The 16,773-nt window shown below is 37.7% G+C and carries 12 protein-coding genes and 1 tRNA gene; 9 read left to right on the top strand and 4 right to left on the bottom strand.

The annotated features are described in order from the left end of the window. Window positions 1–206: 206 nt before the first annotated feature. Window positions 207–1,667, bottom strand: coding sequence for a coniferyl aldehyde dehydrogenase (locus ACF8D3_RS11995; RefSeq protein ID WP_392471660.1), 1,461 nt, complete (start codon window positions 1,665–1,667; stop codon window positions 207–209). A gap of 692 nt (window positions 1,668–2,359) precedes the next feature. On the opposite strand from ACF8D3_RS11995, the gene ACF8D3_RS11990 reads away from it, so the two are divergent. From ACF8D3_RS11990 to ACF8D3_RS11970, 5 genes are all read left to right on the top strand, one after another. Further along, a complete protein-coding gene (locus tag ACF8D3_RS11990) occupies window positions 2,360–3,697 on the top strand; it encodes a CitMHS family transporter (protein ID WP_392471659.1) in 1,338 nt (445 codons plus the stop codon). Between the two features lie 142 nt (window positions 3,698–3,839). Continuing rightward, complete coding sequence (locus ACF8D3_RS11985) at window positions 3,840–4,949, top strand: porin (protein WP_392471658.1); 1,110 nt, start codon at window positions 3,840–3,842, stop codon at window positions 4,947–4,949. Between the two features lie 199 nt (window positions 4,950–5,148). Further along, window positions 5,149–5,703, top strand: a complete 555-nt coding sequence (locus tag ACF8D3_RS11980) for a phosphatase PAP2 family protein (protein WP_392471657.1) — start codon at window positions 5,149–5,151, stop codon at window positions 5,701–5,703. Window positions 5,704–6,020: 317 nt separating this feature from the next. Continuing rightward, window positions 6,021–6,830 (top strand): metal-dependent hydrolase, encoded by an 810-nt coding sequence (locus ACF8D3_RS11975; RefSeq protein ID WP_392471655.1) that lies wholly within the window; start codon window positions 6,021–6,023, stop codon window positions 6,828–6,830. Between the two features lie 662 nt (window positions 6,831–7,492). Further along, complete coding sequence (locus ACF8D3_RS11970) at window positions 7,493–8,317, top strand: hypothetical protein (RefSeq protein ID WP_392471653.1); 825 nt, start codon at window positions 7,493–7,495, stop codon at window positions 8,315–8,317. Window positions 8,318–8,336: 19 nt separating this feature from the next. On the opposite strand, the gene ACF8D3_RS11965 is transcribed toward ACF8D3_RS11970, so the two are convergent. Then, the gene (locus ACF8D3_RS11965; RefSeq protein ID WP_392471651.1) at window positions 8,337–8,687 is read right to left on the bottom strand and encodes an IS630 transposase-related protein; all 351 of its coding nucleotides are present in this window, start codon (window positions 8,685–8,687) and stop codon (window positions 8,337–8,339) included. 447 nt (window positions 8,688–9,134) lie between these two features. Here ACF8D3_RS11965 and ACF8D3_RS11960 point away from each other — a divergent pair, with 447 nt between their 5' ends. The 3 genes from ACF8D3_RS11960 (at window position 9,135) to ACF8D3_RS11950 (ending at window position 13,570) form a co-directional block, all read left to right on the top strand. Further along, window positions 9,135–10,694, top strand: a complete 1,560-nt coding sequence (locus ACF8D3_RS11960) for a YadA-like family protein (protein ID WP_392471650.1) — start codon at window positions 9,135–9,137, stop codon at window positions 10,692–10,694. 60 nt (window positions 10,695–10,754) lie between these two features. After that, window positions 10,755–12,419 carry a YadA-like family protein gene (locus tag ACF8D3_RS11955; RefSeq protein ID WP_392471648.1) on the top strand — a complete coding sequence of 555 codons (1,665 nt, stop codon included), beginning with the start codon at window positions 10,755–10,757 and terminating at the stop codon, window positions 12,417–12,419. Between the two features lie 281 nt (window positions 12,420–12,700). Then, window positions 12,701–13,570, top strand: a complete 870-nt coding sequence (locus tag ACF8D3_RS11950) for a hypothetical protein (RefSeq protein ID WP_392471646.1) — start codon at window positions 12,701–12,703, stop codon at window positions 13,568–13,570. Window positions 13,571–13,679: 109 nt separating this feature from the next. Here the strand turns inward: ACF8D3_RS11950 and ACF8D3_RS11945 are convergent. Further along, window positions 13,680–13,755, bottom strand: a tRNA-Arg gene (locus tag ACF8D3_RS11945). Window positions 13,756–13,824: 69 nt separating this feature from the next. After that, window positions 13,825–15,183: an amino acid permease gene (locus tag ACF8D3_RS11940; protein ID WP_026094034.1), complete on the bottom strand. Its 1,359-nt coding sequence runs from the start codon at window positions 15,181–15,183 to the stop codon at window positions 13,825–13,827. Window positions 15,184–15,553: 370 nt separating this feature from the next. On the opposite strand from ACF8D3_RS11940, the gene prpF reads away from it, so the two are divergent. Continuing rightward, on the top strand, window positions 15,554–16,741 hold the full coding sequence (gene prpF / locus ACF8D3_RS11935; RefSeq protein WP_392471645.1) for a 2-methylaconitate cis-trans isomerase PrpF: 1,188 nt from the start codon (window positions 15,554–15,556) through the stop codon (window positions 16,739–16,741). Window positions 16,742–16,773: the final 32 nt, after the last annotated feature.

Genomic DNA, 16,773 nt, shown 5'->3' with positions numbered 1-16,773 from the left:
TTTTTGTAAAAAATGAGATTTTTTCCTCAATTATTTGCACAAAGTAATAATTAGGTACTTATGCGGTCTATCTTTTAATCCATTGGTTATATTTTATTTATGCATACTTTTAGCAAGAAACATCAACGGTTTTAAATTTTTATTCTTACATTCAAGAGATTTGAGAAAGGATAGAGAGTTTTTATCTCTATCCTGATGTACCTATCTTATTTTAGGTTTGGATCGCCTTTCTTCAAGAAGAAACTCAATGCGAGTTTTTGTACCCATGTGCCGTAAGGAGGGTAAAATAATTGTGTTGGGAAGAAACGGTGGCGAATAAATACTGTTTTTGCATGAGATAGCTCTTTAAAGCCTTCTTCTCCGTGGTAAGTGCCCATACCTGAGTTGCCAATTCCGCCAAATGGCGCATCGTGATTAACAACATGCCATCCCCAGTCATTGATTGTGACGCCACCTGAATGTGTTTGTTTTAAAATGTAATCACGTTCATTGCTGTCATGGGTAAAGCAATAAAGTGCCAATGGTCGTTCACCATTCTGAATATAAGCAATTGCGTCATCTAGGCTGTCATATGCAACCACTGGAAGTACTGGACCGAATAATTCTTCTTTTAAAATTCGCATTTCTGGGGTGCAGTTGAGAACGATGTGCACAGGCATGCGACGTGCATCTTGTTCAATATCATATTTTCCACAAGGGATAACCACAGCACCTTTTTGTTCAGCGTCCTCAAGTATTTCAAGCAGACGCTTAAAATGTCGATCATTCACAATAGAAGTGTAGTTATTATTTGAATGGATATTTTGACCATACATCGCAGTGAAATTGGTTTTACATGCTTCTGCAAATTCACTCACTTTTTCTTTTGGAACAAGTGCATAATCAGGTGCTACGCAAATTTGACCACAGTTGGTCGCTTTGCCATGTAAGATTCGCTTAGCCGCATCTGCAAGTGGGTAGTTTCGACTTACAAGAGCAGGCGATTTACCGCCTAGTTCTAGTGTAACAGGTGTAAGATTTTCAGCGGCAGCACGCATTACCACGCGACCGACTGCGGGTGATCCTGTAAATACAATATGGTTAAAGGGTAAAGTGGTAAACAATGATGGATCAGTAATTTCTTCTCCAAAGACGGCAACTTCATCTTCTTTAAAGACTTCAGCAAGCATTCTTTTGATCACGGCATTGGTTGCAGGTGTGATTTCTGGAAGTTTAATCATCACTCTATTGCCTGCCGCAAGTGCAGCTACCAATGGCCCTAAAGCGAGATAAACAGGAAAATTCCAAGGCACGACAATGCCTACTACACCTTTTGGTTGATATTGAACGCGAAGGCGGTTAGATAAAAATAATAATTCAGTGCTGCGTTTGCTTGGACGCATCCATTTGCGCAAATGGCGAATAGCATGTTCAGCCTCCAAAACAGATCCAAGTAAATCGAGAAGTTTTGATTCATCAATTGACCGTGAGCTAAAATCGGTATTGATTGCTGCTGCGATGACATCTTGATAGCGAATAATTTGTTTTTTTAGATTAAAAAGTTTGCTTCTTCTTGAGTCCAAATCAGGGTAAGGCAGTGCATTGAAGGCGGCACGTTGCTGATTGAAGATAGTCTGTAAAGATTCACTTTCTACTTTTTCAAATTCTGTGGAGTGTGGATAATTCATTTTTCATTCCTTCCATGCTTTCTGTAACTTGATTTTTCTTGAGTTAAGGATGAGATCACAATCAATTATGACATAAGGTCTAATCTAAGCAGAGTATGTCGAACAATTTTCTTAATGATATTGAAAAAATGTAAATAATTCAGGTGCTTTTTGAGTGTTTATTTAAATATGGGAATCCTGAATTATAAAAATATATGAATTTCATATTATGTTTATTTTTTAGTCTTTATCTTGAGGTGATTTATTTTAATTATCTTGATCGCTATTTTCTAATGAATAATATTTTCAAAATTAAGAAGATTTTAAAGTTTAATAAATAATAATCATTATATTTTTATATTTATTTTTCTAATTATATATATTGATTTAAGTATTTAATTCTAGTTTTTGCTACAAAAATAAGCGTTTTTTGCACCATGATATTGCATTGTTCTTATAAATATATGGCATTTTTTTACGTGATTTTAACTTATATTTTATCTTTTGGTCTAAGTGTATACATACTATATTCATATAAATCATTTGGTTGTCAGTGTTGTTGTGATTTCTTAAAATTGTTTCATTTTTCATGTGAATGGTTTTTGTGATTATTATAATTAAATTAAATGAATTAATTAATTTTAAATCGCATAGAATCTCGGCTGGGTTAGGAATTAACCAGTCTTAAAATATTATGCTAAGGATTGCTTAAAATGCTTACTTTTTTAGGTATTAGCATGATCATGTGCTTTATGTACTTGATTATGTCGAAACGTCTTAGTGCATTAGTTGCATTAATTTTAATCCCATTTTTATTTGCAATCATCGCTTGGGGATTAGGTTTTTATTTCGATAGTTTGAGCCATATTCAATTAGCTGAACTCGGAAATACCATGCTTGATGGTATTAAAAAACTTGCTCCGACTGGCGTCATGTTGCTGTTTGCAATTTTATATTTTGCATTAATGATTGATACAGGGTTGTTTGACCCGTCTGTAAGATGGATCTTAAAGAAAGTAAAAGGTGATCCACTTAAAATTACTCTAGGAACAGTCTTCCTTACTTTGCTTGTCTCTTTGGATGGTGATGGTTCTACAACTTACATGATTTGTGTAGCGGCGATGATGCCTTTATACAAACGAGTCGGGATGAATCCATTGATCATGACTTGTTTGATGTTGCTATGTAGTGGCGTGATGAATTTAACCCCTTGGGGAGGTCCAACAGCGCGTGCTGCAAGTGCATTACAAGTTGATGCGAGTGAAGTCTTTATTCCGATGATTCCCTCTATGGTGATGGCAGCTGCTTGGTTATTTTTCTTGGCATATTTATATGGCATGTATGAGCGTAAACGTTTAGGTGTAATTGAGCTTATTGATATTAGTCATGCGGATGATATTTCGATTTCTAAAGATCCAGAGGCGCAACGTCCACATCTGCGTTGGTTTAACGGTATTTTAACTGTCGTGTTGATGGCATCTTTGGTAAAAGGGATTTTACCGATGTCGATCTTATTCATGCTGGGTTTCTGTATTGCTTTAGTGGTGAACTATCCATGTGTGAATATGCAGAAGAAGCGTATCGCAATGCATGCGGATAGCGTATTAGCTGTTGTGGGTGTAATTTTCGCGGCAGGTGTATTCACAGGTATCTTGTCTGGCACAGGTATGGTTGAAGCCATGTCTAAAGGCTTCGTGGCTGTGATCCCACAAAGTATGGGACCTTATTTAGCACCCATCACTGGTCTATTGAGTATGCCTTTGACGTTCTTTATGTCTAATGATGCATTCTATTTCGGTGTGTTGCCAATTTTAGCAGAAGCCGCTTCTCATTATGGTATTCCTGCGGTTGAGATTGCGCGTGCATCAATTATTGGACAGCCAGTTCATTTGCTATCTCCTTTAGTACCTTCAACCTACTTGCTCTGCGGTCTTGCTGCAGTAGATATGGGCGATCATCAGAAATTTACATTGAAGTGGGCATTTATCACATGCTGTGTACTCATGGGTAGTGCATTAGTGTTCGGTGTTTTTCCATTTTATAGCATGTAAATCAAATTATTACGGTGCTTTTGCATAATTTAAGAATGTAAAAGTACCCGTATCTTTGTTCAATTTAATACACATTTTTAATTTCTGCTTTAACCAGCAGGGAGTTTCTTTTTTTAATTTTTAGATGGTTAGGATGACTAAAATGAAGATGAAAATTGCATTGGCAACTATGTTAAGTATTGCGACAGCTTCTACCTTTGCGGCACCAAAGTTTTATGGAGAAATTGATGCAAGCTTGGATTATTTACCTGAAATAAATGCAAATTCAGCCAATCATGATGTTTGGAAGGTAAATAGTAATAGTTCTTATCTTGGAATTAAGGGGGAAGAAAAATTAACCGAACATTTAAGTGCAGTCTATTTAGCAGAATGGGCATTTTACGCGGATGGAGACAAAACAGATTGGTCGCAACGAAATCGTTTTATTGGTTTGAAAGATGAGCGATTCGGTACGGTGAAGCTGGGTAAGCACAATACACCGTTAAAAGAATTATCAAGTCCTGTAGATGGCTTTAATAATTACATCAGTAATAAAGCCGATATTACCAGCATCATGGCGGGTGAAAATCGGGTCAATAATGTTGTGGTCTATGATTCACCAGAGTTTCACTTGAATGGTGGAAACTTAGAAGCAACAGTATTGCTCGCATCTGGTGAGAGTCAAGGTATAAAGGATGATGGGCATGGTGGTGTTAATGTTGCTGGCCGTGGTTTAGGTGATGCTTGGTCGGCTGCTTTAAGTTATACGCATCCGTTATTTTTGATTGGTTTGGGTTATGACAAAGCGATTCCAAGTGATTTCTTGGGAGATGGTTTACTGAATTCTAAAGATCGAGAAACACAGGTGGATGAGGTTTTTGCTGCTGCAAATACAGTTCGATTAATTGGTCGTCTGAAGCCGATGCAAGGCTTAACTTTAAAAGCATTATTTCAAAATTCAAAAGTTGCGGACAAGCAGGGGAATGATCAAGGCGCAGCAAATATTGATGATTCACAAGGTTGGTTAATTGGTGCAGAGTATAAACTTCCTCAGCATGCGAAATGGACCGTTAAAGCCCAATATAGTCAGAACTCGACGAGCTTTAAAAATGATGATGCTGATTATGATGCGAAGCAGTTAATGGTTGGTACGGATTACGCATTTAACAAACAAGTGAAGCTGTATGGATACGCTGGTTATTCAACCTTTGAACAAGCAAATGCTAAAGATAAGCAGCCTGTTGTTGGTAGTGGGTTAGAATTTAAGTTTTAAGCGCACAGTTGATTATCTCCGTAAATAGAGGAAATATGCTCTATTTACGGAAAGATTTTGTAATTTTTTCAATGTTTAATACAAATTTTGGTGTAAGAAAATAATAGGAAAATTAATATATTATAAATTCATAAAGTTTTAATCTTTCTTACCTAGATTGTTAGCAATGAACTCGTCCTAGGGAAAAGGGATAAAGCTGATGAGCTTTGAAGATTTAAATATTTATTTATTCCATAGCGTTAACTCCTTTGCAACACACTCATTAGCTTTTGATAAAGTAATGATATTCCTCGCAAATGACCTGAATACTGTTTTTATTAGTTTTCTGGTGTTTCTATTGGTTATTCAATGGAAAACGTATCGCTTATTGTTTGCTAAAACCTTATTTATCGTTTTGTTATCAATTGCTTTTAGTGATCTGATTGAGATGTTCTATCACCATCCACGTCCGTTTCAGTTGGATTTGGGGCATAAGCTGATTGGTCACGGGTCAAGCTCTTCTTTTCCTAGTCAGCATACCCTCACAATTGCCGTGATTGCATTTACTTATCTGATAGCTGGTTATAGGGCGATTGGTATTGTGGGGCTATTTGTTGGTGTGATTGTTGGATTGGCTAGGGTTTATGTAGGTGTGCATTTTCCTTTCGATGTGATTGGATCTTTTTTGATCGGTTTCTTACTGGTTGTATCTACCAATTATGTCATCAAAGGCTTATTACTTAGACGACGTAGAATTAATTTGGCGGTTGAATAAGGTTTTATTATTCGGAGAGTGATCAATGAAATCTTTTGAAATCTAGTGCTACTATTTTTTAGGGAAAATGCTGTAGTTCAAAATTATCTTGATCAGATTGTTTGGAGTTAATACTCTAAAGTGTATTGACAGTATGCGTGTGTAGGCTATAACTTACTATTAGTTTTAATTTGGAACTTACTTAAGTCTATATGTGAATTTCATAGTTTAGGCGATTGTTTGATTGCCAATAATGCGAAATATGAGACTTGGTCTGTGAGCAAGTTACAATGATATTGTAATCGCGTGCTAAAGTTTTATCAGTAAGGAAAGCCATGATGTCAAAACAAGTGAATACGATTACTGTGCGTCAAACGCAATTCAAACCTGAGAAAATTAAAGCGCATTATACTGAATCGACTTTGATGTCTCATTTTCTCACAGCATTATCAATGAGCTTTCCACAAGGTGAGCGATTTTTTGTAGAAACTGTTCGAAATGTACGTGATCAAGTGAGTGATGAACAACTTCAAAAAGACATTTCAGGTTTTATTGGTCAAGAGGCGCATCATGCACGTGCCCATGAACAATTCAATCAACTGGTACAAAACAGCGAATATCATCTAAAAAAATTTGAAAAAGCGTATGAGCAGGAAATGATTCGTTTGCGAGGGCTGAGCCAGCGTCGCCAATTGGCTGCAACCGTTGCTTTGGAACATTTTACTGCGATGATGGCGGGGTATATGCTTAAGTATCCTGATGTTATGTTCAAAGGTTTATCTGAAAATATGAAAAATCTTTGGCTTTGGCATGCTGTTGAAGAAATTGAACATAAACATGTGGCATTTGATGTATATCAACAGGTTTTTGATAATCTAGCTCAGCGCCGTCGAAGCATGAGAACCATTACCTTAGGGTTTATCAGTAGTACTGTAATTATGACAAGTCATCTAGTATGGCAAGATCGTCGAAATACACTGTATCGGCCAAAACAAATTATAAAGAATGCGCAAACGCTAGTCGGTCTAACACAAATGATGTGGCGTTTATTACCTGATTATTTGGCATTTTATAAAGCTAGTTTCCATCCCTTAGAGATTGATCAACAGGACTTGTTGAGCAAAGCGAGAGAATTGTTGGTGGTTTAATGTTTAAATAACACATTTTTAGAAAGTAATTAAAATCTCCTACTTACAGTGAATGTGATTATTTTAAAAAAATTAGATTCGAATTAACTTGTTAAAGTGATTTTATATATATTTGATATATAAAAATTATTCTAATAAAAGTAATATGGTACTGATTGAAAATAGTAATAAGATAAATGAAAGTCCGAGAATCATTTCTTTTTTCATGTTGTTAATTAACCTTTTCATTTTGTGCTCTACTAGATGTATTTTTTATAAAATGTTCAATTTGTACATATTAATTTGTATATATATTGCATGTCAAGTTGCGAGCCAATTCTAATAAAAATATATTTAAAAATTAGTATATTAGTAAAAATAAATTTATATGTGTGTTGAAGATTATGCAATTCAAAGTGGTAATACCAAGTCAAAAAACCGAACGCTCTTAATTGTTAGTTTAGAATTGTGAAAAATTTAACGTATGGTCTAGGTTTTTATGATTTTTAACTTAATTATTTGATTTGTATTGGATTTTTTTAAGTTTTGATGATAGGGGTGTCATGAAATTTAAGTTTTTTAAAAAAAAGGCTACAATCATAATTATAGGCGCTTATAAATTCAGTTAGAATAATCAGGATGTTATTTAAAATTGTTGTGCAGTTGAATATTGTGGAGTAGATATGGGGAAAGACACATTAGCTCTAAATGCTTCGGGTGAGAAACTATTGTCTCATGATACCGAAACGACGTTAGAGCATGTCGTCAATATTATGCCCCAGTTGATTGGTTGGCTGATCAAATCTGGTATTGGCTACAACGAATTTACCAGTGCCCTTAAAGTTTTATTTTATAATGAAGCTCTCAAAGAGTTGGATGCCATCAAGCAAAAGAAAACTGATTCTGCAATTAGTTTATTGGCAGGGCTGAATCGTCGTGATGTAAGAAGTTTTTGCCAAACTTATGGTGAATACACCCTTATTGACCAGTTTAATCTACAGTTGCCGATTAGTGTCCCTGCGCGAGTGGTCGGGATGTGGATCAATCAAAAACTACCTCAACAAATTCCTTTTCAAGGTGAGGAAAATAGTTTTGAAAGCTTGGTTAAGCAAATTTCATCAGAAAAACACCCTAAGTCAATTTTATTAGAATTAAAGCGTTTGGGAATTGTCATAGAGAAAGAAGACCAAATTATTTTGCAAAATTCTAGTTTTACACCAAATCCACAAGCTGATGAAAGTAAACAGCTTTTTACGCAAAACATTTCAGATCATATGTCTGCAGGTATAAGTAACTTAACCAACAGCACAAATTTTTTAGAGCAAGCTATTTTTGCAGATGAATTGAGTCAAGAATCTATTGAGAAATTAAATCAACTGAGTGTAGATTTATGGAACTTGATGTCTAAAGCAATTGTTTCAGCTGCAATCGACTATTGTAAAAATGATGAGGGTGATGCTGATGCAAATAAACGCTTTAGATTAGGTGTGTATCAATATAATCAATAACAAATTAAAGTCATTGTATTTAGCTATTCTGTTTTTTTATTCTTCCAATTTTGCTTAAACCTCGCCAAAGTATTGAATACGAAATCTTATAACCAAACTTTTGCTCAAATGGTTCGAGCAAATCTTGAATGTGTTTATAAGGTGTTGTGTCGACAAACTCCTCAAAACTTTTTAAATCCTTGATTGTAAAAGGTCGACCATTGCGAACTGCTGGTAAGGGCCTGAGATCTTTTGTTTTTTTTTCTAATGAAATCCATTCGTCCAAGGTGGATCTTGCAATATTAAATTGCTTGCAAACTTTAGATTTATTTTTGGTCTGTAAGTATGCTGCCATGACTTTCTTTCGAAGATCTAATGAATATGCTCGCATAAAATTTACTTGCTATTTCCTTTTCGAGAACTGGTAAGTATTACGTATCAAAAAATAATTTAAGTTCCTATCAAATCGTATGGCTTTTGATACGGTTTCAATTAGCCGATTCAGACTTTGACAGGCGAAATGTATCACTAAAATCAAATAATGTACATATTGAACATATTTATAAAATATTTTTATTTCAAATCAAACAGTTTTTACGTGGTTTTTATTAGAATATTTAAATTAATCAGTTATTTATTGTTATTTTTAAAGATGTAAATCTAACGTTGTGAACTATTGCACAGCCAATAACTATATGTTAGCTTTTTAAATATGTGCAAAATACACATTAAATATTTATTTTAATGAAGCATACCACAGAATACATAAATTCAACTTTTATATTGTTAAAAAACCTATTTTTATCAACAAGTAATGAGTTTTAAAAAGGACGATGTAATGAAAAAAACTTTTCAATTATCAGTAATTGCAACGGCATTATTGACTGCAAATGCATATGCGGCAGTAACAAATATTGGGACAGGAAATACTGCGACTGGACCAGATACGACGGTTGTTGGTACTAATAACGCTGCTGCGAATACAACAGTAGTAGGTACAGACAACAAAGGAACAGGCACGGAAGGCTTTGTGGGAGGGGTAGGTAATACTGTAGACGGTTTTGGTTCTGCCGTCATCGGTAATAACAATACGACCAATGATCAGTATGCTGTTGCTGTGGGGAGTAATAATGAGGTGACAGGCGCTGGTGGTACGGCTGTAGGTAATAATATTACGATTCATGATAGCCAAGCTACAGCAGTTGGTGGAAATATTGATGTTAAAGGGCAGTATGCTAGTGCATTTGGAGACTCTGTTACGGTCGATGGTACGGGTGCAACGGCAGTCGGTTCTACATCGCAAGCCACAGGTCAGTATGCAACAAGCCTTGGTTATGGTGCGCAAGCAACTGCTGATAATGCAATTGCAACAGGAAGCAATTCAGTTGCGAGTGGTTTGAACTCAATTGCAATTGGTAATAATGCTGAAGCGAGTGTAGAAGGTGCTATTGCATTGGGGAATGGCGCAAAAGCAACGGCAAAAAACTCAGTTGCAATTGGCGCCAACACTGTGGCTGATGAAGAAAATACTGTAGCAATGGGTGATCGCCGTGTGACTTGGGTTGCTGATGGTATTGGCGATAATGATGCAGTGAATGTCAAACAATTAAAAGATGCACTTGCGAGTGTTGATACTGCACCAAGCCAAGCAGACCTAGATGCGATTAATGATAAAATTACTGCCGAAAAAGCAGCACGTGAAGCAGGTGATGCAGATCAAGCCAATAAATTAGCGGCAGAAAAAACTGCGCGTGAAGCTGGTGATGCAGACTTGCAAGCGAAGATTGATAACGAAGCACAAATTCGTGCGCAAGCTGATGCCGACGAAACAGCTGCGCGTACTGCTGCAATTAATAATGAAGCTCAAATTCGCGCAAATGCAGATGCAACTGAAAAAACAGAACGTATTGCTGGAGACGAAGCTGAAGCGACAGCGCGTATTGCAGGTGATGAAGCTGAAAAAGCAGCGCGTATTCTAGCGATTAATACAGAAAAAGATGCGCGTATTGCGGGTGATGCTGCCGAAGCTCAAGCGCGTGCAAATGCAGATATTGCTTTAGGTAATCGCATTGATACTGAAACAGCAACACGAATTTCAGAAGTAAGTCGTTTAGATCGTCGTGTTGACCAATTAAATACGCGTTTAGATCATGTTGAAACTACTGCAAATCGTGGTATCGCAATTTCTTTAGCAACTCAACAAGCCATTCCAAGCATTCAACCAGGGCAAGTCGCAGTCTTTGGCGGTATGGGTTATTACGAGGGTGAAGCCGCAGGTGCATTCGGCGTCGTAACATCGTTCAGTGATCGTTTCTCTGGAAGTGGCGCAGTTGGTGTTGCTGATGGCGGAAAATTTGGTGGTCGTGCGGGTGTCGCTTATGTCATCGGAGGGAACTAAGTTGGACTTAGCAGGTTTAAAAACTGAGTCAAATTTAGTCACAATAAGAAGGATGATGTAATGAAAAAAACTTTTCAACTATCAGTAGTCGCAGTTGCCTTAATGGCAAGTCATGCGTATGCCGCACCTGTATGGGAAGGTCCAACGGGAACAGGTACGGGTCTCAGTAATGCAATGGGGGGACAAGGGAATTATGCAAATGTTGACCCCTCAGCCAATGGTATTATTTTAGGTCAACTTAATGATGTTGATAATACCAGCATTGGGATAGGTTATAACAGCAATGCCATGGGAGCAGGAAGTTTTTCTGCTGGGTCAGCAAATGATGCCACAGGTGATTCCTCTGTTGCTGTAGGCCGTGTCACGAATGCCAATGGAGATAATAGTATTGCGCTTGGTGCCACAGTTACAGCAGGAGGTACAGATAGTGTAGCTGTGGGTAATAGTCAAACAGTTAACGGCGATAATGCAACAGCGGTTGGTCGTGGCAGTCTCGTTAATGGTAGCCAAGCTAGCTCTTTGGGACACGTTGCTTGGACGGGTGGTGATGGAGCAACTGCGATCGGTAGTGAAACATGGGCAAATGCTAACAATGCAACGACGTTAGGTTTTAATGCAGAAACAGGAGGTGAAAATGCACTTCGTATAGGCGCTCAATCTTCTGGTTCAGGTTTGAATTCTGTGGTGATCGGTAGTCATGCAACTGGTACGGCTGAAGATGTGGTATTACTCGGTTCAGGCGGTATGACAGATCCGAGAAATGTTGGAACAGCAATTGCTGATGACAAAAACTCAGTTGCGATAGGCTATGGTTCTGACACACAAGGTCAGGCTGGCGGTAATGAAAATACAGTGAGTGTTGGTGGTTTGCTTGGTGGTGCAATTCGTCGTATTACGCAGGTGAATAACGGGGTGAATGACCAAGATGCTATTAATGTATCTCAGCTCAATGATGCTGTTGGTAGCCTGACCTCAGGTGCTGAATTGATTGCACACGCAGATGGATTACTGACGATAGAAAAAGATCAACGTATTGCAGCAGATGCAGCGGCATTCAATGCAATTGCCGCGGAGGCTACAGCACGTGCAGCGGGTGATGCAGCTTTGCAAAATGCATTAAATGATGAAGCTCAAAAACGAGCGCAGGCAGATGCTGATCAAGTGGTTGCTCGTACAGCAGCAATTGATAATGAAGCACAACTTCGTGCTGCGGCAGACGCAACTGAAAAAGCAGCGCGTATTGCAGGTGATGAAGCTGAAGCTACAGCACGTATTGCAGGTGATGCAGCCGAAAAAGCAGAACGTACGACAGCGATTAATGCTGAAGCGCAAGCGCGTATCGCGGGTGATGTAGCAGAGGCGGCAGCTCGAGCTGATGCAGACCTTGCTTTATCAAATCGTATAAATGTAGAAGCAGCAACACGCACAAGTGAAGTGAATCGATTAGATGGTCGTCTTGATCAAGCAAGTCGTCGTTTAGATGATTTTGAGAAAAGTGCTTATCGTGGTGTAGCGATTGCATTAGCAGCACAACAAGCTGTTCCGAACATTCGTTCAGGTCAAGTTGCATTATTTGCAGGTGTTGGTCATTACGAAGGTGAAACAGCAGGTTCTGTCGGTGTAGTGACTTCATTTATTGCCAATCGTATTTCTTTGAGCGGTGCTGTAGGTTTCGCTAGTGGAAATGAAGTTGGTGGACGAGTTGGTATCAGTTATTCATTCTAGATGATTCATGGTTCGAATAAAGATTTAAAATAAGAGCGTTTAAGATTTAGATTGGCAAAGTTTTGACTTAAATGCTCTTAGATTAAAGCTCCTCTTGGGTTACCTTTTTTCAGCATGGAGGTAACCTTTTTTTGATTGAATCAATAAATTTAATTTATAGATTTGATATATCTGAGTAATTTAGTTGGTTTATTTGTCTGTTAAAATAATAGGGTGGAGTAATTCAAACAGGTGATAGGAAATCATTTGTTAAATATAAAAAACTTATCGGGGTAGTATGAATGACATATTTACATTCTAGACTTTACTTAATTTTATTAGGGACTTTAGTTTTTACTGGGTGCGAGGACGAAAATGGTAATTTCAATGTTGGAGTAAGTTTGGGTGGGACTGGAACCGGTGGAATTTCAGTGGGAACGGAAAGCCCTGTACCAAAACCACAACCTGATATTAATCCAGAAAGACTAGAGGAAGATGGTTTGTTATATGCTGTAGCATATCCTAATCCTATCATCCAAAACTGTAATGGAGTGGAACGAAGCATCCAATTTGTTCGCCACTACTTCCCACACACTCCAATGATGATGGGAGATCGAGTCGATCTATTTGGAATGAAGGATTCATTCCGAATACGTTTTAAGCTTCAAGTTGTCGTTAAAAATACTAATCTTTTCCCAGTTTACGAATATATAAATAGTTGTAAATCAGCTTTTCAGATAACTGGATCGAAAACCGCTAAGACAACACAAACAGATTATTGTTTAAATGATGAAACTGTAAGTGTCTATCAACCAAATGAATCAAAGACTTTCTTTTATACCTTCAATTTGCCAAATATTTTGCAAAATTGGACTGCAAGTTATAATGCTGAATATTCAAAAAAATTCTATGCAGAGAGTTTGGGTTCAATATATGATGATGAAAGTATTAAAGAAAGAACACAATGTGCTCCTCTTAGTACAAAGTTACTAATTGATGAGTATCCATCAATTAAAGATGGTTTACCACCAACTTCAAACAATCAAAATGGAAATAGTACAGATTCTAATAATGACGAGCCAACTGACTCTTCAGAACCACCAATTTTTGGAGGCTTTGATTTAGAGGAGAATGATACAGATTCTCCTATGGTTGGTAATTTCGGTTTATAAAATAGCTATCATACTTTTGAATTTTAGAAACCATCTACTGATGGTTTTTATTTATAGTGAATTATAATTTTTCTAAATTGAATATTTATAATATATTAATGCTGATAATTGGTACGCCCTGCGGGACTCGAACCCACGTCGGTCGCTTAGGAGGCAACTGCTCTATCCAGTTAAGCTAAGGGCGTATAATTTAATGATTATAAACAAAAAAGTGATTGCCTTAGCAATCACTTTTTAATAAATCGATCAATTATTTAGTCAGTTTTCTTTTTATTTAAAACATTAAATAAAATAAACATGAGCACAATCCAGATCGGAATCATCAGTACAGATTCTTTAAAGCCTTGCTGCCACATGATGTATAGAACAACTGCAATAAATGCTAAAACTAAATAGTTACTCAAAGGAGACCATAATGCAGGGAAACTGGTTTTTAAACCTTTCTCTTTCGTCATTGCTTTGAATTTTAAGTGCGTTAAGCTGATCATCGCCCAGTTCAGAACTAGAGCACCCACCACGATATACATCAAATGACCAAGAGCATCTTCTGGAACAAAGTAGTTCAATAACACACAACCAAAAATCAATAATGCAGAAAGCAAGACAGCTGGTACAGGAACACCTTGCTTATTTACTTTTGCAAAAACTTTCGGTGCGTTACCTTGTTCAGCTAAACCAAACAGCATACGGCTATTAGCATACATACCACTGTTATAAACCGAGAGTGCAGCTGTTAGAATAATAAAGTTAAGTAAATGCGCAGCCCAACCAATCCCCATTTGACTGAAGATCATCACGAATGGGCTCTTGTCTAAACCACCTAAATCAAGCTGATTCCAAGGCACAAGCGATAATAAAATTGCGAGTGAACCGACATAGAAAATTAAAATACGAACAACAACTTGGTTAATCGCTTTTGGAATTGTTTTCTTTGGATCATTCGCTTCAGCTGCTGCCATACCAATTAGCTCAATACCACCAAAGGCGAACATGAGGAAGGCAAGCATATAGAATAGCCCATCAAAGCCATTCGGGAAGAAACCGCCGTGTGACCATAAGTTGCTAAATGACGCTGTTGAGTTTGCATCTGCGGTAAACAATAAATACAAACCAAAAAGAATCATAGCAACGACAGCCGTGACTTTAATGATTGCTAACCAAAACTCAGATTCACCGTAGAATTTCACATTGGTGAGGTTGATCGCAGTAATGATGACAAAGAAGAATAATACTGACTGCCAAGCCGCAATATGAGGCCACCAGTAGTTGATATATTTCGCTACCGCCGTGAGCTCACTCATGGCAACGAGAATATATAAAACCCAATAATTCCAACCTGATAAGAAACCAGGAAATTTACCCCAATATTGATAGGCGAAATGGCTAAATGAACCTGCTACAGGTTCTTCAACGATCATTTCACCGAGTTGACGCATGATTAGAAAAGCAATCAAGCCGCCAATCGCATAACCCAAAATAATAGATGGTCCAGCAGACTGGATGACTTGCGCAGAACCTAAAAATAAGCCCGTACCAATAGCCCCACCCATCGCGATGAGTTGGATATGGCGGTTTTTTAGTCCACGCTGAAGTTTAGAAGAATCGTTGTTCAAAGGACTGAGCTCGACGAGGAATAAGTGGATTATTCTAATAGATTGAAAGATTTTCGCCTAGTAAAAGTACAGATGAGCTATGACTGGAAAGTTGTTTTTAAAATTCATTTAAAATCTTATATTTGAGTGAATAGTAAACTAAGGGCTGTATTTTATTTATACACTTAAATGAGGGCTTTGTTTAATTAACCTTGTTTAGTCGTTTAAACGCCATTGTTAAATTTACAGAATAGACTCAATATCAAAGACATATTTTGTTCACGATCGATGATCTAAAATCAATTGGTCGTATGGCATTTTCGATTGCTGTGCAGTAATTTAGACTCAAAATTTATTTGCACCAAGTACATGATAGAAGGATGAAATTGACATGAGCTCAGTACCGCAAATTAAAGTCTCTGCAACCTATATGCGTGGTGGCACAAGTAAAGGTGTATTTTTCAAATTAGATGATTTACCTGAAGCGGCACAAGTAGCAGGCAAAGCTCGTGATCAACTTTTACTTCGTGTAATTGGCAGTCCTGATCCTTATGGTAAACAAATTGATGGAATGGGCGGTGCAACCTCTAGTACCAGTAAGACGGTGATTTTGGCAAAAAGCACGCAGCCAGAACACGATGTTGACTATCTTTTTGGGCAAGTTTCAATTGATCAGCCGTTTGTCGATTGGAGTGGAAACTGCGGTAACTTAACTGCTGCAGTGGGTTCATTTGCGATTTCTAATGGTTTAGTTGATGCTGATCGTATTCCAGAAAATGGCATTTGTACGGTGCGTATTTGGCAGAAGAATATTCAAAAAACCATTATCGCGCATGTACCAATAACCAATGGGCAAGTACAAGAAACAGGTGATTTTGAGCTTGACGGTGTGACATTCCCAGCAGCAGAAGTTCAAATTGAGTTTTTAGATCCAGCAGATGATGGCGAAGAGGGTGGCGATATGTTCCCTACCGGTAATGTCGTCGATCAGCTTGAAGTGCCTGAAGTTGGTTCATTCCAAGCCACCTTTATTAATGCAGGCATTCCAACGATTTTCTTGAATGCTGAAGATATTGGTTATCAAGGTACAGAATTACAAGACCATATCAATGGTGATTCGGTGGCATTAGCGCGTTTTGAAAAAATTCGTGCTTATGGCGCAGTGCAAATGGGCTTGATTAAAGATATTTCTGAAGCAGCAGCACGTCAACATACACCTAAAATTGCATTTGTTTCAAAACCAAAATCATATACATCTTCAAGTGGAAAAGCTGTTGACGCTACAGATGTTGATTTACTGGTTCGTGCGCTTTCAATGGGTAAATTACACCATGCTATGATGGGCACAGCTGCAGTTGCAATTGGAACGGCAGCAGCGATTCCCGGAACTCTCGTTAATTTGGCTGCTGGCGGTGGCGAACGTGAAGCTGTTCGTTTTGGTCATCCATCTGGAACGTTACGTGTAGGCGCTCAGGCTGACTTGATTGATGGCAAATGGTCAGTGAAAAAAGCCATTATGAGCCGTAGTGCGCGGGTATTGATGGAAGGTTGGGTACGCGTACCGGGTGATACGTTCTAATCAAGATTTATAGTCGATAAAACCTCCTTTTT

It is taken from the genome of Acinetobacter sp. YQ_14, from assembly GCF_043102985.1.
GTDB classification, from domain to species: domain Bacteria; phylum Pseudomonadota; class Gammaproteobacteria; order Pseudomonadales; family Moraxellaceae; genus Acinetobacter; species Acinetobacter venetianus.
Note: the sequence above shows the minus strand (reverse complement) of the source record. Positions and strands in the feature narration are given on the sequence as shown.

Coding starts and splice junctions, on each gene's coding strand:
- ACF8D3_RS11995 (WP_392471660.1), bottom strand. CDS start 1,667: ATGAATTATCCACACTCCACAGAATTTGAAAAAGTAGAAAGTGAATCT.
- ACF8D3_RS11990 (WP_392471659.1), top strand. CDS start 2,360: ATGCTTACTTTTTTAGGTATTAGCATGATCATGTGCTTTATGTACTTG.
- ACF8D3_RS11985 (WP_392471658.1), top strand. CDS start 3,840: ATGAAGATGAAAATTGCATTGGCAACTATGTTAAGTATTGCGACAGCT.
- ACF8D3_RS11980 (WP_392471657.1), top strand. CDS start 5,149: ATGAGCTTTGAAGATTTAAATATTTATTTATTCCATAGCGTTAACTCC.
- ACF8D3_RS11975 (WP_392471655.1), top strand. CDS start 6,021: ATGTCAAAACAAGTGAATACGATTACTGTGCGTCAAACGCAATTCAAA.
- ACF8D3_RS11970 (WP_392471653.1), top strand. CDS start 7,493: ATGGGGAAAGACACATTAGCTCTAAATGCTTCGGGTGAGAAACTATTG.
- ACF8D3_RS11965 (WP_392471651.1), bottom strand. CDS start 8,687: ATGCGAGCATATTCATTAGATCTTCGAAAGAAAGTCATGGCAGCATAC.
- ACF8D3_RS11960 (WP_392471650.1), top strand. CDS start 9,135: ATGAAAAAAACTTTTCAATTATCAGTAATTGCAACGGCATTATTGACT.
- ACF8D3_RS11955 (WP_392471648.1), top strand. CDS start 10,755: ATGAAAAAAACTTTTCAACTATCAGTAGTCGCAGTTGCCTTAATGGCA.
- ACF8D3_RS11950 (WP_392471646.1), top strand. CDS start 12,701: ATGACATATTTACATTCTAGACTTTACTTAATTTTATTAGGGACTTTA.
- prpF (WP_392471645.1), top strand. CDS start 15,554: ATGAGCTCAGTACCGCAAATTAAAGTCTCTGCAACCTATATGCGTGGT.